We start from the raw sequence: 15,229 nt of genomic DNA, 5'->3' as shown, positions 1-15,229 counted from the left end.
TGCTAGGGGAAATCGCCGCCGGGGTTCGTGGTTCCGGATCGCTCGGCGTCGATCCGCTTGACCAGGGCCTTGGGCGCCAGGATTCGCCAGGCCTGGACCAGCAACCCCGCCAGTTCGGCCTCGTCGATCCCGTCCAGCCGCACCAGAACGGCGGGAAAGCCGCGATAGTGGTCGTCGTCGAAGAAGCGCTCGGGCGCGGTCTCCAGCAGCATCTCCTTGGTCTCGCGCCGGCAGCGCACGGCGATCACGCCCTCCACCAGTTCGCGGCGAGCCTTGGGATGGGCGCGGGCGAAATAGGACCAGGCGATTCCCTTGCCGTGCACATCGAACGCCAGCCGCGCCCCATCGGGGCTGGCTTCGACCTCGGGCAGGGCGAGGGCCAGACGGTGAAGAGCGGCGAGATCGACCATGATCGCCCATGAAAGCGCCCATGGCGCGGGCGCGGCAATCCCCTTGCCACCGGTGTCGCGTGGCCGATTGTCAATGACACCGGTTTCCATTATGCACGACCAAAGCCCGTCGAACGGGACTGTAGTGTGTTAGCGCGAGGGAGGATTCGCGGCGTGACCGTTTCCGAGGCCGAGAGCGAGGTGTTCGCACCGGCGTCCATCGCACCCCAGTTCGTCGAAGCACGCCTGAAGGGCGTCGCGGTTCCCGGCTATCCGGGCGGCGTCCTGCCCCAGTCCATGGCCGAAGGCTACGCGGTGCAGGACATCGCCATCGATCTCTGGCCGGACGAGCTGGTGGGCTGGAAGGTCGGCCTGGTGCCGCCGCAGCACCGCGAACGCCTGGGCGCCGAGCGCCTGGCCGGCTGCATCTTCAAGACCAAGGTCTGGGACGCGGGCGAGCAGCCCACGCCCTTCCGGTCGATCGCCGGCGGCTTCACCGCCGTCGAGGCCGAGTTTATCATCCGCCTGGGCAAGGACGCCCCGGCCGACAAGACCGAATGGACCGCGCAGGAAGCCGCCGACTATGTGGGCGAGCTGATCCTGGGCATCGAGATCGCCGGCAGCCCGCTGGCCACCATCAACCAGCTGGGCCCGCCGATCGTCGCCTCCGACTTCGGCAACAACGACGGCCAGATCCTGGGCCCGGTGATCGGGAACTGGCGCGACATCGCCTGGGAAGACATGCCCGCCGAGACCTTCATCAACGGCGTGTCCGTCGGCAAGGGCGGCGCGGCCTCGATCCCGGGCTCGCCCCTGGCGGCCCTGGCGTTCCTGCTGGGCCATGTCGCCTCGCGCGGCCGTCCGCTGAAGAAGGGCATGCTAGTGACCACCGGCGCCAGCACCGGGATTCACGACATTGCCGCCGGCGATACCTCCCGCGTAGACTTCGGCCCGTTCGGAAGCGTCGCCTGCGTCGCCGTTCCGGCCTAGAAGAGATTCGCGAACCGGCGGGGGCGTCGGAATAACTACAAGCCTAAGGGTGAGGATGTGACGTCCATGGACGCTCCAACGATGCCGGCTCCGTCTGCGAAGATCGGGCGGTACAGGTGGGTGATTGTCGGCCTGCTGTTCCTGGCGATGGTGATCAACTATGTCGATCGCCAGACCATCGGCCTGCTGAAGCCTCAATTGTCGAAGGAATTCGGCTGGGACGAGGTCCACTACGCCGACCTGGTGTTCTATTTCCAGCTGGCCTACGCCGTCGCCTACCTGGCCTGGGGCAAGATCATGGACAAGATCGGGGCCCGCTGGGGCTTCGGCATCGCGTTCCTGATCTGGCAGATCGCCCATATCGGCCACGCCCTGGCGCGCGGCTTCGGCGGCTTCGCCATCGCCCGCATGGGCCTGGGCGTTGGTGAGGCCGGCGGCTTCCCGGGCGGCATCAAGGCCGTGGCCGAGTGGTTCCCCAAGAACGAGCGCGCGCTGGCCACCGGCATCTTCAACGCCGGCACCAACATCGGCGCCATCGTCACCCCGCTCGTCGTGCCGGGGATCGTCTTGGCCTTCGGCTGGCAGATGGCCTTCATCGTCACCGGCGTCATCGGCCTGCTGTGGCTGCCGCTGTGGCTGATCGTCTATCGCCGCCCGCGCGAGCAGAAGCGCCTGTCGGCCGCCGAACTGGCCCATATCGAGCAGGACCCGGCCGACCCGGTCGAAAAGATCGGCTGGGTCAAGCTGCTGGGCAAGAAGGAAACCTGGGCCTTCGCCCTGGGCAAGTTCCTGATCGACCCGATCTGGTGGATGTTCCTGTTCTGGCTGCCTGACTTCTTGGGCAAGCGCTACGGCCTGGACCTGAAGTCGTTCGGCCCGCCGCTGATCGCCATCTACCTGCTGTCGGACGTCGGCAGCGTGGGCGGCGGCTGGCTGTCGTCCAACTTCATGAAGATGGGCTGGAGCATCAACAAGGCCCGCAAGACCACCATGCTGATCTGCGCCCTGCTGGCCATGCCGGTGGTCTTCGCGGCCAATGTCGATAACCTGTGGGTCGCCGTCCTGATCATCGGCGTCGCCACCGCGGCCCACCAGGGCTTCTCCGCCAACCTCTACACCCTGCCGTCGGACGTGTTCCCGCGCGGCGCGGTGGGCTCGGTCGTCGGCATCGGCGGCATGCTGGGCGCCTTCGGCGGCATGGTGTTCTCCAAGTACATCGGCCAGGTGCTGGACAAGATCGGCACCTACACCCCGATCTTCATCGTCGCCGGCAGCGCCTATCTGGTGGCCCTGCTGGTGGTCCACCTGCTGACCCCCAAGATGGAGCCCGTGAAGGTCTAGCGGCCGTCAGGCGCGCCTGGAAAACCAGCCCCCGGTCGCGAGATCGGGGGCTTTTCTATGCGCCCTCTCCCGGAGGGGAGAGGGAGGGGCCCGCGCTCGAAGAGCGTGGGAGGGTGAGGGGTGACGCCCTCACCGGTTTCACACGACGCCCTGCCGGCACGCCGTCCAACGGTTTACCCCCTCACCCTCCCATGCTGCGCATGGGCCCCTCCCTCTCCCCATGGGAGAGGGCTATAAGATCCGCATGTCTTCCCCCCTCCCCTTCAAGGTCGCCCTGGTCGGCTACGGCTTCGTCGGCAAGACCTTCCACGCCCCGCTGATCGCCGCCACGCCCGGCCTGCTGCTGCACACGGTGGTGTCCAGCGACCCGGCCAAGGTCCTGGCCGACCACTCGGCGGTGAAGGTCGCGCCCGACCTCGACGCCGCCCTGGCCGACGCCGAGATCGACCTGGTGGTGATCGCGACCCCCGACCCACTGCACGCGCCCCAGGCCCACGCGGCGCTGGACGCCGGCAAGGCCGTGGTCATCGACAAACCGTTCGCCGCCGCCCTGGACGAGGCGCGCGCTCTGGTCGACCACGCCCAGCGGGCCGGCAAGCTGCTGAGCGTGTTCCACAACCGCCGCTGGGACAGCGACTTCCGGACCCTCCGGGCGCTGATCGCCGACGGGGCGCTGGGCGAGGTCGTGCAGTACGAGAGCCATTTCGACCGCTTCCGCCCGGTGGTCCGCGACCGCTGGCGCGAGAAGCCCGGAGCCGGCGCCCTGCTGGACCTGGGCCCGCACCTGATCGACCAGGCCCTCCAGCTGTTCGGCCCGCCCCAGGCGATCCAGGCCGACCTGGCGGTGCAGAAGGACGGCGGCCAGGCCCCGGACTATTTCCACCTGGTGCTGCGCTATCCGCGCCTGCGGGTGCTGCTGCACGCCAGCCAGATGACCATCGACTCGCGCCTGCGGATGGCCGTGCACGGGACGAAGGGCAGCTTCGTCAAGCAGGGCCTGGACCAACAGGAGAACGCCCTGAAGGCCGGCGTCGTCCCTGGGTCGCAGGGCTGGGGCGCCGATCCTCAGCCCGGAACCCTGACTACCCCTGATGGCGACGGGACGGCCAGCCGCGAGGTCGCGGGCGTCCCGGGCGACTACTTGGCCTACTACGCCGCCATCCGCGACGCCCTGTCGGGCCATGGACCCAATCCGGTCCCGCCGGACCAGGCCCTGGCGGTGATGACGCTGATCGACCTGGCCCAGCGCAGCGCCGCCGAAGGCCGGGAGCTGTCGCTGTGACCGACGCCGAGCGGCTGGCCGCCATCGCCGCCCAGGAAAAGGCCCTGGTGTTCCAGCGCTTCACGCTTGAGGACGCCTGGACCCTGGGAACCGCCCTGCGCGACGCCGCCCTGGCCCGCGCCGCGCCCGTGGCCATCGACATCAGCCTGCGCGACCGCCCGCTGTTCCACGCCGCCCTGCCGGGCGCGGGGCCGGACAACGCCGACTGGGTGCGCCGCAAGCGCAACACGGTCCTGACCCTGGCCACCAGCACCCTCGCCGTGGGCCTGAAGCTGAAGGCCTCGGGCGAGACCCTGGAGCAGCGCTACGGCCTCTCGCTCAGGGACCACGCGGCCCACGGCGGCGGCTTTCCGCTGGCCCTGGCGGGCCTGGGCTGCATCGGCGCGATCACCGTCTCGGGCCTGCCGCAGGTGGAGGATCATGCGCTGGTGGTCGAGGTGCTGGAGCGGATGCTCGGGTGACTGGGGACACGCCCTTGCGGCGTGTCCCCGTCCGCATCCACGGCGCCAAGACTGGGGACACGCCGCAAGGGCGTGTCCCCAGCCCGCTCAGCCCTCGCCTTCGATCCCCAGCGCATCCGCGGCGCCGACGTCCCCCTCCCCCTCGTCCGGCGCGTCGGGCAGCGGGGTCGGGCGCTCGATCCGCGCTCGGATCTCCGGGTCCTTCAGTAGGGCCACCCGCATCACCTCGCGGGCCCGCGGCGCGGCGGCGCTGGAGCCGAACTGGCCGCCGTGCTCGATGATCACCGACAGGGCGTAGCGGGGGGCGTCGTAGGGGGCGAAGGCGATGAACAGGTTGTGGTCCTTCAGCCGCCAGGTGATCCCCTGGTTGCTGCGCGAGGCCCCGGCCGCGTACTGGCGCACCTGGGCGGTGCCGGTCTTGCCAGCCATCTTCACGTCGCCCAGGCCCAGCTGGCTCTGCTTGAAGGCCCCGCCCGTCGGATCGTTGGCCACCGCCGCCATGCCGGCCCGCACGATCTCCAGGTGCGCCTGGCTGAACGGCAGGTCGGGCACCGCGTCGCCGTGCGGCTGCTCGACGCCGCCGACCGACTTGACCAGGCGCGGGTTGAGCGCCTTCTTCCCATTGGCCAGCCGCGCGGTCATCACCGCCAGTTGCAGGGCGTTGACGTTGATATAGCCCTGGCCGATGCCGTACGGCACGCTATCGCCCGGATGCCAGACCGGGTCGCGCTTGAAGGCGGTTTTCTTCCAGTCGCGCGAGCCGACCAGGCCCTTCTTCTGGCCCGGTATGCCGATGTCGAAGGTCCCGCCATAGCCGAAGGCCTTGGCCGCGGCGGCGATCGGATCGGGGCCGATGCGCAGGGCCATCTGGTAGAAATAGACGTCGCAGCTGTTCTTGATGGCGGCGTGCATGTCCTGCACCCCGTGGCCGCCCTTCTTGTGGCAGTGCCAGACCCGGCCGCCGAACGCCCAGCCGCCGGTGCACAGCACTCGCTCGGTAGGGTCCACCCCCGCCGTCAGGGCCGCCATGGCCACGGTCGGCTTGAAGGTCGAGCCGGGCGGATAGGTGCCGGTCATCACCTTGTCCAGCAGCGGCTTGCGCTCGTACTCGGCCAGCGCCCGATACTCCGGTCCCGACAGGCCCTTGACGAAGCGGTTGGCGTCGAAGCTGGGGGCCGAGGCCATGGCCAGCAGGTCGCCGTTGCGGCAGTCCATGACCACGATGGCCCCGCTTTCGTCGCCCATCACCTCCAGGGCCCGGTTCTGGATGTCGGCGTCCAGGGTCAGGCGGATGTCGGCGCCGGGCTTGGCCGGGATGTCGCCCTCCGGGTCCAGGCGCACCGTGCGGCCCTGGGCGTCGACCTCGGCCTTGTTGGCGCCCGCATGGCCGCGCAAGGGGCCGTCGAAGGCCTTTTCCACGCCCAGCTTGCCGATCCGGAAGCCCGGATGGTGCAACAGGGCCTGGTCCTGGGTCGGGTCGTCCTTGGCCTTGTCGAGATCGCGGTCGGAGACCTTGGCGACATAGCCGATCACATGGGCGAAGGCCCCGCCGAACGGATAGACCCGCACCTCGCCCATGTCGGCGGTCACCCCCGGCAGCTCCGGGGCGCGGATATTGACCCGGGAGAATTCCTCCCAGGTCATGTCCTCCATCACCGCCACCGGCGCCTTCTTCGGCGCGTGGGCCAGATCCTTGAGCAGCCGCCCGCGGCGGGCCGGATCGATGGGGACCAGCAAGGCCAGCTCGTCCAGGGTCGCGGAGGCGTCGAAGCCCGTGTCCTTGGTCACCAGCAGGCGGAAGTTGGGGCGGTTGGAGGCCAGGACCACGCCGTTGCGGTCGTAGATCGCCCCGCGCGGCGGCGGCGTCAGGCGGTAGTTGAACTGGTTGCCGGCCGAAAGCTTCTGATAGCGCCGGGCCTCGACCAGCTGCAGCTGGGCCAGCCGACCGCCGAGCGCGAGCAGGCCGGTCGCCGCCAGCCCGCCCATCAGGAACGCGCGGCGGTGGAACATGCCCTGCCGTTCGTTGACCTCGGAGAAGAAGATCGCCGGCTCGCTCATCGCGCCGCCACACGGGCGGGCAGGACGACAGGCTCAAGCAGTGTCGCTCGACAACGCGACGAGGTCGCGGCGGCCAGGAGAATCATGGTGGTGGGATGGCCGCAGGCTAGGGTTGATCCACCGCCAGAGTGGACCTGCGAACGTCGCCGTCAATGGCCCGGCCTGGCCACGGCGAACAACATTTGCGTGAACGTCCCGCCGATCTGGAAACACGTCGGGGACAGGCCCATGGGCCTGTCCCCGACGGTTCAGGTTCCGCCGCCGACCTGCAGGCTGATGCCCCAGCCCTTCACCAGGCCGACGATCAGCAGGACGATCATCGCCACCCCGGCCACGGAGACCAGGACCGTGACGAAGGTGATCGGGGAAATCAGGATCCAGGGCAGCACGGCCACGGCCGCCGCGACGAGAAAACCCAGAATGTACAGGAAGATACGCATGAAACGCCCTTTCCTTGTTGCCGGCGAACCCTGACACAGAAGCAGGCGCTTCACAACTTTCATGAGAGCTTTATGCAAACTCTCCAAATCGGACACCTTCACCGACGCCGACGGCGGCGATCTCGGCCGTGATCCCCAAGGCCGTCGAGACCTGCCCGGCGAAGGCGATCGTCGTCAGATCCTCCAGGAACGGCCCGATGAACTGCGCCCCGATCGGCAGGCCGTCCCGCGTGCGGCCGATCGGGGCGGCGGTGGCCGGCAGGTGCGGCATGCCGGCGATCAACGGCCAGGCGGTCTGCGGCCTGAAAGGAACCTCGGCGCCATTGATCCGCAGAGTCCGGTTCGCCCCCGGCCAGGGGTTCGACCCGGGGAACGGCGGAAACGCCGCCGTGGCGTAGCAAGGCGCGATCACCACGTCGAAGGACCGGAAGAAGACGTCCCAGGCGCGCCGCAGCACCTCCTGGGCGACCAGGCAGTCGTGATAGTCCTTGATCGTCGCCCGAGGCTCGGGCGCGTCGGGGCTCATGCCGGTCTTGTAGGTCCAGGCGAATTTCTCGACCAGGGCCTGGGAGTCGGCCAGGGACGGCAGCAACACGCTGTGGCGCGACACCGACGCCCCGGCCGTCTCCAGCACTGTGGCCAGGTCGTCGATGGCGGCGACGATCTCGTCGTCGACCGCCGCGGTCGGGTGTTCGGTCAGGACGAAGACGCGATAGTCCGCGAGCCGGCCGTGGCGAGGAGCAGGCAAGGCCAGGCGGTAGGCCGTGGCGTCGCGTCCTTCCGGCCCCGACAGCACCTTCAGCGCCAGGTCGAGGTCGGCGGCGGTGCGGGCCATCGGCCCGGCGGCGGCCCAGGCCCGCCCCACGATAATCCCGCCCCCCGGCGGTCCGTGGTCCTCCAGGGAGATCAGCGGAAACGACGACAGATGCCCATAGACGCCGCAGAACGCCGCCGGGATGCGGATCGACCCGCCGGCGTCGCCACCCAGCTCCAGGGGCACCATGCCGGCGGCAGGGCCGCGGCCGACCCGCCCGAGGACCCGCCCGGCGATCGCGACAGGTCATGAGGATTGCCGGTGCAACCATAGATCGGATTGTCGACCTGGTAGTCGGCCAGGCCGGCCGCCACGTTGGTCTTGCCCAGGATGACCGCGCCCGCCGCCTTCAGGCGCCGGACCGCGACGGCGTCCTCGGTCGGCCGGTAGTTTCGCGCCGTCTCCAGGCCGAAGGTGGTCGGCAGGCCGGCGATGTTGAAGCACTCCTTCACGGTCATCGGCACGCCGGCCAGCGGCAGGTCGGCGCCATCCGCCAAGGCCTGGTCGACCTGCCGGGCCTGGTCGCGGGCGCGGTCGAAGTCGCGCACGACCACCGCGTTGATCGGTCCGTCCAGCGCCTCGATCCTGGCGATCGCCGCGTCGGCCAGCTCCAGGGCGCTGACGGACATGGCGCGTACGGCGGCGGCGAGCTGCGTCGCGCTCGCCGTGGCGAGCGTGGTGTTCGATTGCGGCATGGCTTGGGGCCCTTTTCGGTTCAAGGGCTCTGAAAGCTACGCATAAAACGGCGTTCGCCAAGACTTGAACTCAAACCATTCGGCCCCAAATCCGAAGTGCGGAAGGATGGCTGACCGCCCGTCCGCCTACGGCAGTGCGGAAGGATGGCTGACCGCCCGTCCGCCTACGGCGCCACCGCCTCGGCCCCGTTCACGGCGAAGCCGTGCTGCTGGAGCGTATAGGTGCAACTGGGGCAGATGGCCCGGTTGGCGACCACGGCCTTGAGCACGGCCCCCTGCCACACGCCGCCGCCCTGGACGGCCGAGGAGAACACCGCCAGCGCCTGCTGCTCGGCGTCGTTCATGTGCCAGGTGCCCTGGCCGGGCGTCGGCGAGGCGCCGCCCAGGACCGGGACGTGGAGCGCGGTCTCCATCTGGCTGAGCAGTGTGCCGGTTATGCCGCTGGCGCTGGCGCCCGCCTCGGTGACCAGCACCGCCCGGTTGCCGTTCTGCAGCTTGATCACGGCCGCGCAGTACGAGGTGTAGCTCAAGGTCCGCGCGGGGAGATAGCCGACGATGAAGTTCATCGCATTGCGCGCCAGGGTGAGAGACTTCACGCTTTCCTCCATGAAAGTCAGACGTTTGGGCAGGGGTGGCCAGCGAGCCGGATAAACATTAAGGCGAACAAAGTTCAGCCGAAAGCCTAGATTGCATCCATGGGGAAACAAGCGCAGGACGCAGCGGCGCTCCAACGCGCCATCAAGAGCGCGTGGAGAAAAATCCTCCCATCGCTCACGGCGTGGTTCCTCAACGAATTCAACGCCCCGAACGCACTTATCCTCCCCCTCTCACGCCGGCGCATAATCACTGCACCACAAGGCGATGGGGAGGGCGCTAAGGCCTGCGACCTTCGCGGCCTTGAGGTGCGGTCGAGCGGGTAGCGCTCGTCGGCGGCGGTTTGCCCCCAAGGCGGACCGCGACCTGCATCCCTCTGGAGCCGGCCGGGCCTGGAACACAAAAACGGCGTGGGGTGCTAGGGCTGGCGAGGGCGAAGGCGGGTGGTGACGCCCGCCGCACGGGACGGGGCTTCGTGGGCCTCGCCCGCCCGCCGGAGGCTTCAATCGGCGAGGCGCCAATAACGCCGCCCGCCGGGCGCTTCCGGATAACGACCGCGCGGAGCGTTGGTCTGAGTCGAAACGGTATTTCTACAAAAGCTTCCGGGCCCAGCCCGGCGCTCCGCAGCCCTCCCCACACCTTCAGCGGCCTTCCGCGTGAGGCGGCCGGCCCGCGCCCCCAAGCCAGTGGAGACCCTGATGCCGAGAAGTCGAACCCGCGCCGCCGCTCGTAAGAACAACCCGGAGCGTCGCCCCCTAGATCCCGAATGGACACCGGTCCGCTTCGCCCAGCTCCGCCGCGCCGTCATGCGGAAGATCGCCAAGTTCAAGACGACGCGGGAATATGCCAGGATGGCGGAGCAAGCCGCGCAGGTGGCCGTCGCCCAGCAAAAAGCCCCCGGCCTTGCGGCCGGGGGCTCTGCTGGTTCCGCCGACGAGGCCGGGGACTAGCGGATGACCCGCGCGCCCTTGCCCTTCATCACGGCCTCGACCTCGGCCTGGCGCACCATCGAGGTGTCGCCGGGGGTGGTCATGGCCAGGGCGCCGTGAGCCGCCCCGTACTCGACGGCGGCCTGGGGACCCTTGCCTTCCATGAAGCCGAAGGCCAGGCCCGAGGCGAAGCCGTCGCCGCCGCCGACGCGGTCGTAGATCTCGAGGTTCTCGCGCATCATCGAGGCGTAGAACTCGCCGCCGGCGTACAGGATCGCCGACCAGTCGTTGACCGAGGCGGTCTTGGCGTTGCGCAGGGTGGTGGCGGCGACCTTGAAGTTCGGGAACTCCTTCACCGCCGTCTGGATCATCTTCTTGAAGTTGGCCGGGTCGATCGAGCTGATGTGCTCGTCCAGGCCCTCGACTTCAAAGCCCAGGCAGGCGGTGAAGTCTTCTTCGTTGCCGATCATCACGTCCACGTACTGGGCGATGTGGCGGTTGACCTTCTGGGCCCCTTCCTTGCCGCCCTGCGACTTCCACAGGCTGGCGCGGTAGTTGAGGTCGTAGGAGATCACCGTGCCGTACTTGCGGGCCACCTCGACGGCCTCGATCACGGCTTCGGCGGTGTTGCTGGCCAGGGCCGCGAAGATGCCGCCGGTGTGGAACCAGCGCACGCCTTCTTCGCCAAACAGCTTTTCCCAGTTCACTTCGCCGGGACGGATCTGCGAGGCGGCCGAGTGACCCCGGTCGCTGCAGCCCAGAGCCGGACGAACGCCGAAGCCCTTTTCGGTGAAGTTCAGGCCGACGCGGGTGTTGCGGCCCAGGCCGTCGAAGTCGCGCCAGATGACGTGGGAGGTGTCGACGCCGCCCTGCATCATCAGATCCTCGACCAGCCAGCCCAGGTCGTTCACCGGCAGGGCGGTGACGGCGGTCGAGCGCTTGCCCCAGCACTTCTTGAAGGCGCGGGCGACGTTGTATTCGCCGCCGCCTTCCCAGACGTTGAACTGGCGAGCATTGCGAACCCGGCCGAAGCCGGGGTCGAAGCGCAGCATCACTTCACCGAAGGACGCGCAATCCCACTTCGTTTCCGAAGCCGGGCGGATGTTGAGGATATTGTCGGTCATTTAGGCCTTCCCACGAACCTTCTTGATCAGATCAACCGTCTCGCGGACCTTCTTGGAGATGCCCGCATAGTCCTTGGCGTCCAGCATCTCAGGCGTGATCAGCTTGGAACCCATGCCGGCGGCGACGATGCCCGCGCCGAACCACTTCTTGACCGAGGCCTCGTCCGGATCGACGCCGCCCGTCGGCATGATGCGGGTCCAGGGCATCGGGCCCAGCACGGCCTTGACGAAATCGGGACCGCCGACCGACGAACCCGGGAACACCTTGACGATCTCGCAGCCCAGTTCCTCGGCGTAGGAGATTTCCGAGGCCGAGCCGCAGCCCGGCGAATACGGGATCTTGCGGCGGTTGCAGACCTTGGCGACGTCGGCGTTGAGGATCGGGCCGACCACGAACTTGGCGCCGTTGGCGATGTAGATGCCGGCGGTCGGGGCGTCGACGATCGAGCCCACGCCCATGATCACGCGCGGATCGGCCTGGTCGAAGTGACGGGTGACTTCGTAGAAGACGTGGCTGGCGAAGTCGCCGCGGTTGGTGAACTCGATGCAGGGGGCGCCGCCGTCGGCGCAGGCCTGGATCACGTTCTTACAGACCTCGACGTCCGGGTGATAGAAAACCGGGATGACGCCCTGGTCCATCAGCGCCGTCAGAACGGCCATGCGGTCTTTCACCATCAGTACTGCTCCTCAAAGGATCGATCTTGCGTGCGGCCCCGCGAGAGGGCCTCGGCGTGGAAGATTTCGCCGCGTCCGGCGCTGGGCGACCGTTTAGACCGCGTTGCGGGCGGACGCCACACCGGAGGGCTCCCCCAACGTCAATTCGTGTCCTGCCTGCTCGCTCGTCTGTCGTCCTTCGTTTCCATCCGCTCGCGCCCGGCGATTTTCCGATCGTCGCAGGCGCGGTCGAGCTCTCAAAATAAAGGGCGCCGGGCCGGAGCCCGACGCCCGAAAGTTTTGCGCAGGAGCGAACTCTGAAAGAGCCGCGGACGCCCAGGCCCGGACAGGCCGGTCCAAAACGTCAGGTGAAACCGGCGGTAGATTGGCCAGGCCACTTTGCCACCGGTGTCATCGAGGAATCTACTCCGAAGCGACGCCTTGTGCAAGCGGCGTCAAAACGTTGTTCTCCATTTTGACGCGGGTAACAAAAATGGGGGCTGGGGACACGCCCTTGCGGCGTGTCCCCATCGAGCGCCGAGGATAGGGGACACGCCGCAAGGGCGTGTCCCCGGCGGCGCCTCACCCCGTGTTGCGCAGTCCCGCCGCGATGCCGGCCACGGTCAGCTGGATGGCCAGGCGCACGTTCTCGTCCTGGTCGCCGGCCCGGCGGCGGGCCAGGAGTTCAAGCTGCAAGTGGTTCAGCGGATCGACCGACAGCCCGGCCAGGGCCACCGACTCCGCCAGCTCCGGCTGGTTGTCCAGCAGGGCCGAGCCGCCGCGGATCGCCAGGGCGATCTGCCGGGCGCTGTCGTGCTCGCGCTGGATCGCGTCGAAGATCCGCTGGGCGTCGGCCTTGTTCGGGGAAAGGTCCTTGTACCGGGCCGCGATGCCCATGTGGCTCTGGGCCAGGGCCAGTTCCATGTTCGACAGCAGGGCCCCGAAGAAGTCGAAGCCGCCGGCCAGGTCCTGCAGCTGTCCGGTCGACAGCCCGGCCCGCTCGACGCCCGAGGCGAAGCCGTACCAGCCGGGCAGCATGAAGCGGGCCTGCGACCAGCTGAACACCCAGGGAATGGCCCGCAGGTCCTCGATCTTGCGGCTGGCGGTGCGGCTGGCCGGCCGGCTGCCGATGTTCAGCCCGACGATCTCGCCGATCGGGGTGGCCGACCAGAAGAAGTCCTCGAAGGCCGGATCGTCGTACACCAGGGCCCGGAAGCCGTGGAACGAGGCCTCGGCCAGGGCGGTCATCGCCGCCTCGACCTTGGGATCGGGACGATGAGCCTCGCGCTCGCTGGCCATCAGCACCGCGGCGGCCAGGCCGTCGAGGTTGCGGCGGGCGGTGGGCTGGTCGCCGAAGCGGCGGGCGATCATCTCGCCCTGCTCGGTCATGCGGATGCGGCCCTGGACGGTGCCGGCTGGTTGGGCCAGCACGGCCTCGGCGGCCGGTCCCCCGCCCCGCCCGACGCTGCCGCCCCGGCCGTGGAACAGTTGAAGCCCGACACCCATTCGCTCAGCCTCGAAGGCCAGGGCCGAGGCGCCGCGCGCCACGCCCCGACGGCTGGCCACGTAGCCGCCGTCCTTGTTGCTGTCGGAATAGCCGAGCATGATCTCCTGCACCGGCCGGTCGCCCAGGATGGTGCGGGAAAGCGGCAGCTCCAGCCACTGGCGCAGCACCCGCGGACCGTTCTCCAGGTCGCCGATGGTCTCGAACAGCGGACTGATCTTGACCGAGGCGCGCGGCGCCGCCCCGCCCCAGACCAGACCCACCTGCTTGAGCAGGACCAGCGGCTCGAGGATGTCCGACAGGGTCGCCGACTTGGAGATCACATAGGCGCCGATGCAGCCGTGGCCGTAGTCGCGGACCATCTGGGCGGCGGCCTCCATGGTGGCCAACTCGCGCGTCGTCTCCTCGCCATAGGCGGTGAACGGCGAGACCAGCGGCCGCTGGTGCGACAGCTCGCTGATCAGCAGCTTGGACCGGGCCTCCTCGTCGAGATCCAGATACTTCACGCCGGTGCCGGCCCGCTGGAACAGCTCGTGCAGCGTCCGCTCGTGGACGTCGGCGTTCTGGCGCAGGTCCAGGCTCATCAGGTGGAAGCCGCAGGCCTGGGCCACCTCGACCAGGGTGCGCAGGGCCGAGCCGACCAGCCGCTCGCCGCCGTTGCGCTCCAGGCTGTCGATGACGATCTTCAGGTCAGCGACGAAGGCGTCCGGATGGCCGTACGGCTCGACGTCGGTGCGGCTGGTGGCGAAGGCCACCCACTGATTGGTCAGCTTCTGGGACACCGCCGACAGACGGTCGAAGATCAGCTCCAACGCCAGGCGATACGGCTCGTCGAGACGGTGAACGGACGGATCCCGGGTCTGCGCGGCCAGGGCGCGCAGTTCCTCAGAGACCGGCGTATAGGCTGTGGAGACCGCCAGGTTGGACCACAGCTTGCGGACCTCGCCCGCGTACCAGTCCAGGATCACCCGGGCCTGCGAGGCCAGGGCCAGCTTCAGGGTGTCCCCGTTGACGCCGGGATGGCCGTCGCGGTCGCCGCCCAGCCACGAGCCCATCTTCAGCAGCGGGGCCATCTGGCCGTGCTGGCCGATCTGCTGGGACCAGTCGGCATAGAGGTCGATGACCGCCGGCAAGATCGAGGTGCGGACGATCGACAGGGCGTTGCGGATCTCGTCCTTCACGGTGATCCGTTCGGGGCGATACAGCCGGGTTCGCCACATCAGGGCGATCTCGCGGAACAGGCGCTCGCGGATGTCGGCGTCCAGGTCCGGCGGCAGGTGGTGGCGGCGCAGGGCCATCAGGCGCGAGATCTCGGTCTCGCGGTCGACCATGCTGCGGCGGCGCACCTCGGTCGGGTGGGCGGTCAGCACCGGGACCACGTTCATGGCCGCGAAGGCCTTGGTCAGCTCGGCCGGCGACTTGCCCTCGGCCACCAGGGCCTTGACGGCGTCGACCAGGGTGCGGGGGCGCTCGTCGCCAGGCTTGGCGTCGCCCTCGGCGTGGCGGCGGCGACCGGCGACGTCCTCGCCGATATTGGCCAGCATCGAGTGGCTGGCCAGCGCCCGGGCCAGGAAGATGGCCTGGTCGCTGGAGAGGTCGGCGAACAGGTGATCCAGGCGCGGGGCCTCGCCGTCCGGCGTCTCCTGCGAGGCGGCGCTGCGGGCCGTGGCCACCAGCTTGGCCGCGTCCTCGCCGTCCAGATAAGCGATGGCCTCGTTCAGCAGGTCGCTGAGCAGGTTGGCGTTCTGTCGCACGTGGCGGCTGGTGGGCCGATCACCAGGCGACGACAGGTCCAGCGACAGGGGCATGCGCGAAACTCCGCGACCGGCGCGAAACCGCGACGGCTCAACAGGGAAAGAACGAACGAACCGCCAGGCGGATGTCGCACCCGCACTGCCGTAGCGGCGCCCTTACCGCGCTTTGCAGATCGCGAAAAGGCGGCCGGCGCAATGGT

Annotated in this window: 12 protein-coding genes and 1 pseudogene; 5 read left to right on the top strand and 8 right to left on the bottom strand. The window is 68.9% G+C overall.

Annotated elements, in window-relative coordinates:
• Nucleotides 1-2: 2 nt before the first annotated feature.
• Nucleotides 3-410 carry an MmcQ/YjbR family DNA-binding protein gene (locus ASD47_RS10080; protein ID WP_056755278.1) on the bottom strand — a complete coding sequence of 136 codons (408 nt, stop codon included), beginning with the start codon at nucleotides 408-410 and terminating at the stop codon, nucleotides 3-5.
• Between the two features lie 153 nt (nucleotides 411-563).
• Between ASD47_RS10080 and ASD47_RS10075 the strand changes: the two genes are divergently transcribed.
• From ASD47_RS10075 to ASD47_RS10060, 4 genes are all read left to right on the top strand, one after another.
• On the top strand, nucleotides 564-1,379 hold the full coding sequence (locus ASD47_RS10075) for a 2-keto-4-pentenoate hydratase (protein ID WP_056755275.1): 816 nt from the start codon (nucleotides 564-566) through the stop codon (nucleotides 1,377-1,379).
• 66 nt (nucleotides 1,380-1,445) lie between these two features.
• The gene (locus ASD47_RS10070) at nucleotides 1,446-2,720 is read left to right on the top strand and encodes an MFS transporter (protein ID WP_056755273.1); all 1,275 of its coding nucleotides are present in this window, start codon (nucleotides 1,446-1,448) and stop codon (nucleotides 2,718-2,720) included.
• 244 nt (nucleotides 2,721-2,964) lie between these two features.
• Nucleotides 2,965-4,002 carry an oxidoreductase gene (locus tag ASD47_RS10065; RefSeq protein WP_056755270.1) on the top strand — a complete coding sequence of 346 codons (1,038 nt, stop codon included), beginning with the start codon at nucleotides 2,965-2,967 and terminating at the stop codon, nucleotides 4,000-4,002.
• Nucleotides 3,999-4,463: a heme-degrading domain-containing protein gene (locus ASD47_RS10060; protein ID WP_056755266.1), complete on the top strand. Its 465-nt coding sequence runs from the start codon at nucleotides 3,999-4,001 to the stop codon at nucleotides 4,461-4,463. Before ASD47_RS10065 ends, ASD47_RS10060 begins: the two co-directional genes overlap by 4 nt.
• Before the next feature lie 87 nt (nucleotides 4,464-4,550).
• Here ASD47_RS10060 and mrdA read toward each other — a convergent pair whose 3' ends face one another.
• From mrdA to ASD47_RS10035, 4 genes and pseudogenes are all read right to left on the bottom strand, one after another.
• Nucleotides 4,551-6,521, bottom strand: a complete 1,971-nt coding sequence (mrdA, locus tag ASD47_RS10055; RefSeq protein ID WP_056755263.1) for a penicillin-binding protein 2 — start codon at nucleotides 6,519-6,521, stop codon at nucleotides 4,551-4,553.
• A gap of 248 nt (nucleotides 6,522-6,769) precedes the next feature.
• Nucleotides 6,770-6,961 carry a hypothetical protein gene (locus ASD47_RS10050; protein WP_056755261.1) on the bottom strand — a complete coding sequence of 64 codons (192 nt, stop codon included), beginning with the start codon at nucleotides 6,959-6,961 and terminating at the stop codon, nucleotides 6,770-6,772.
• 70 nt (nucleotides 6,962-7,031) lie between these two features.
• Nucleotides 7,032-8,404: pseudogene (locus tag ASD47_RS28200) on the bottom strand (amidase family protein).
• Nucleotides 8,405-8,634: 230 nt separating this feature from the next.
• The gene (locus ASD47_RS10035) at nucleotides 8,635-9,066 is read right to left on the bottom strand and encodes a hypothetical protein (RefSeq protein ID WP_230983791.1); all 432 of its coding nucleotides are present in this window, start codon (nucleotides 9,064-9,066) and stop codon (nucleotides 8,635-8,637) included.
• Nucleotides 9,067-9,762: 696 nt separating this feature from the next.
• Between ASD47_RS10035 and ASD47_RS26615 the strand changes: the two genes are divergently transcribed.
• On the top strand, nucleotides 9,763-10,014 hold the full coding sequence (locus ASD47_RS26615) for a hypothetical protein (protein WP_156402191.1): 252 nt from the start codon (nucleotides 9,763-9,765) through the stop codon (nucleotides 10,012-10,014).
• On the opposite strand, the gene ASD47_RS10030 is transcribed toward ASD47_RS26615, so the two are convergent.
• The 3 genes from ASD47_RS10030 to ppc all read right to left on the bottom strand — a co-directional run bounded on the left by ASD47_RS10030 (nucleotide 10,011) and on the right by ppc (nucleotide 15,083).
• Nucleotides 10,011-11,117, bottom strand: coding sequence for a sugar kinase (locus tag ASD47_RS10030; RefSeq protein WP_028037821.1), 1,107 nt, complete (start codon nucleotides 11,115-11,117; stop codon nucleotides 10,011-10,013). The genes ASD47_RS26615 and ASD47_RS10030 overlap by 4 nt on opposite strands.
• Nucleotides 11,118-11,792, bottom strand: coding sequence for a bifunctional 4-hydroxy-2-oxoglutarate aldolase/2-dehydro-3-deoxy-phosphogluconate aldolase (locus ASD47_RS10025; protein ID WP_056755249.1), 675 nt, complete (start codon nucleotides 11,790-11,792; stop codon nucleotides 11,118-11,120). It abuts the gene before it with no gap.
• A gap of 561 nt (nucleotides 11,793-12,353) precedes the next feature.
• Nucleotides 12,354-15,083 (bottom strand): phosphoenolpyruvate carboxylase, encoded by a 2,730-nt coding sequence (gene ppc / locus ASD47_RS10020; RefSeq protein ID WP_056755244.1) that lies wholly within the window; start codon nucleotides 15,081-15,083, stop codon nucleotides 12,354-12,356.
• Nucleotides 15,084-15,229 lie beyond the last annotated feature (146 nt).

It is taken from the genome of Caulobacter sp. Root1472, assembly GCF_001426985.1.
GTDB classification, from domain to species: domain Bacteria; phylum Pseudomonadota; class Alphaproteobacteria; order Caulobacterales; family Caulobacteraceae; genus Caulobacter; species Caulobacter rhizosphaerae.
Note: the sequence above shows the minus strand (reverse complement) of the source record. Positions and strands in the feature narration are given on the sequence as shown.

Coding starts and splice junctions, on each gene's coding strand:
- ASD47_RS10080 (WP_056755278.1), bottom strand. CDS start 410: ATGGTCGATCTCGCCGCTCTTCACCGTCTGGCCCTCGCCCTGCCCGAG.
- ASD47_RS10070 (WP_056755273.1), top strand. CDS start 1,446: ATGGACGCTCCAACGATGCCGGCTCCGTCTGCGAAGATCGGGCGGTAC.
- ASD47_RS10065 (WP_056755270.1), top strand. CDS start 2,965: ATGTCTTCCCCCCTCCCCTTCAAGGTCGCCCTGGTCGGCTACGGCTTC.
- mrdA (WP_056755263.1), bottom strand. CDS start 6,521: ATGAGCGAGCCGGCGATCTTCTTCTCCGAGGTCAACGAACGGCAGGGC.
- ASD47_RS10050 (WP_056755261.1), bottom strand. CDS start 6,961: ATGCGTATCTTCCTGTACATTCTGGGTTTTCTCGTCGCGGCGGCCGTG.
- ASD47_RS26615 (WP_156402191.1), top strand. CDS start 9,763: ATGCCGAGAAGTCGAACCCGCGCCGCCGCTCGTAAGAACAACCCGGAG.
- ASD47_RS10030 (WP_028037821.1), bottom strand. CDS start 11,117: ATGACCGACAATATCCTCAACATCCGCCCGGCTTCGGAAACGAAGTGG.
- ASD47_RS10025 (WP_056755249.1), bottom strand. CDS start 11,792: ATGGTGAAAGACCGCATGGCCGTTCTGACGGCGCTGATGGACCAGGGC.
- ppc (WP_056755244.1), bottom strand. CDS start 15,083: ATGCCCCTGTCGCTGGACCTGTCGTCGCCTGGTGATCGGCCCACCAGC.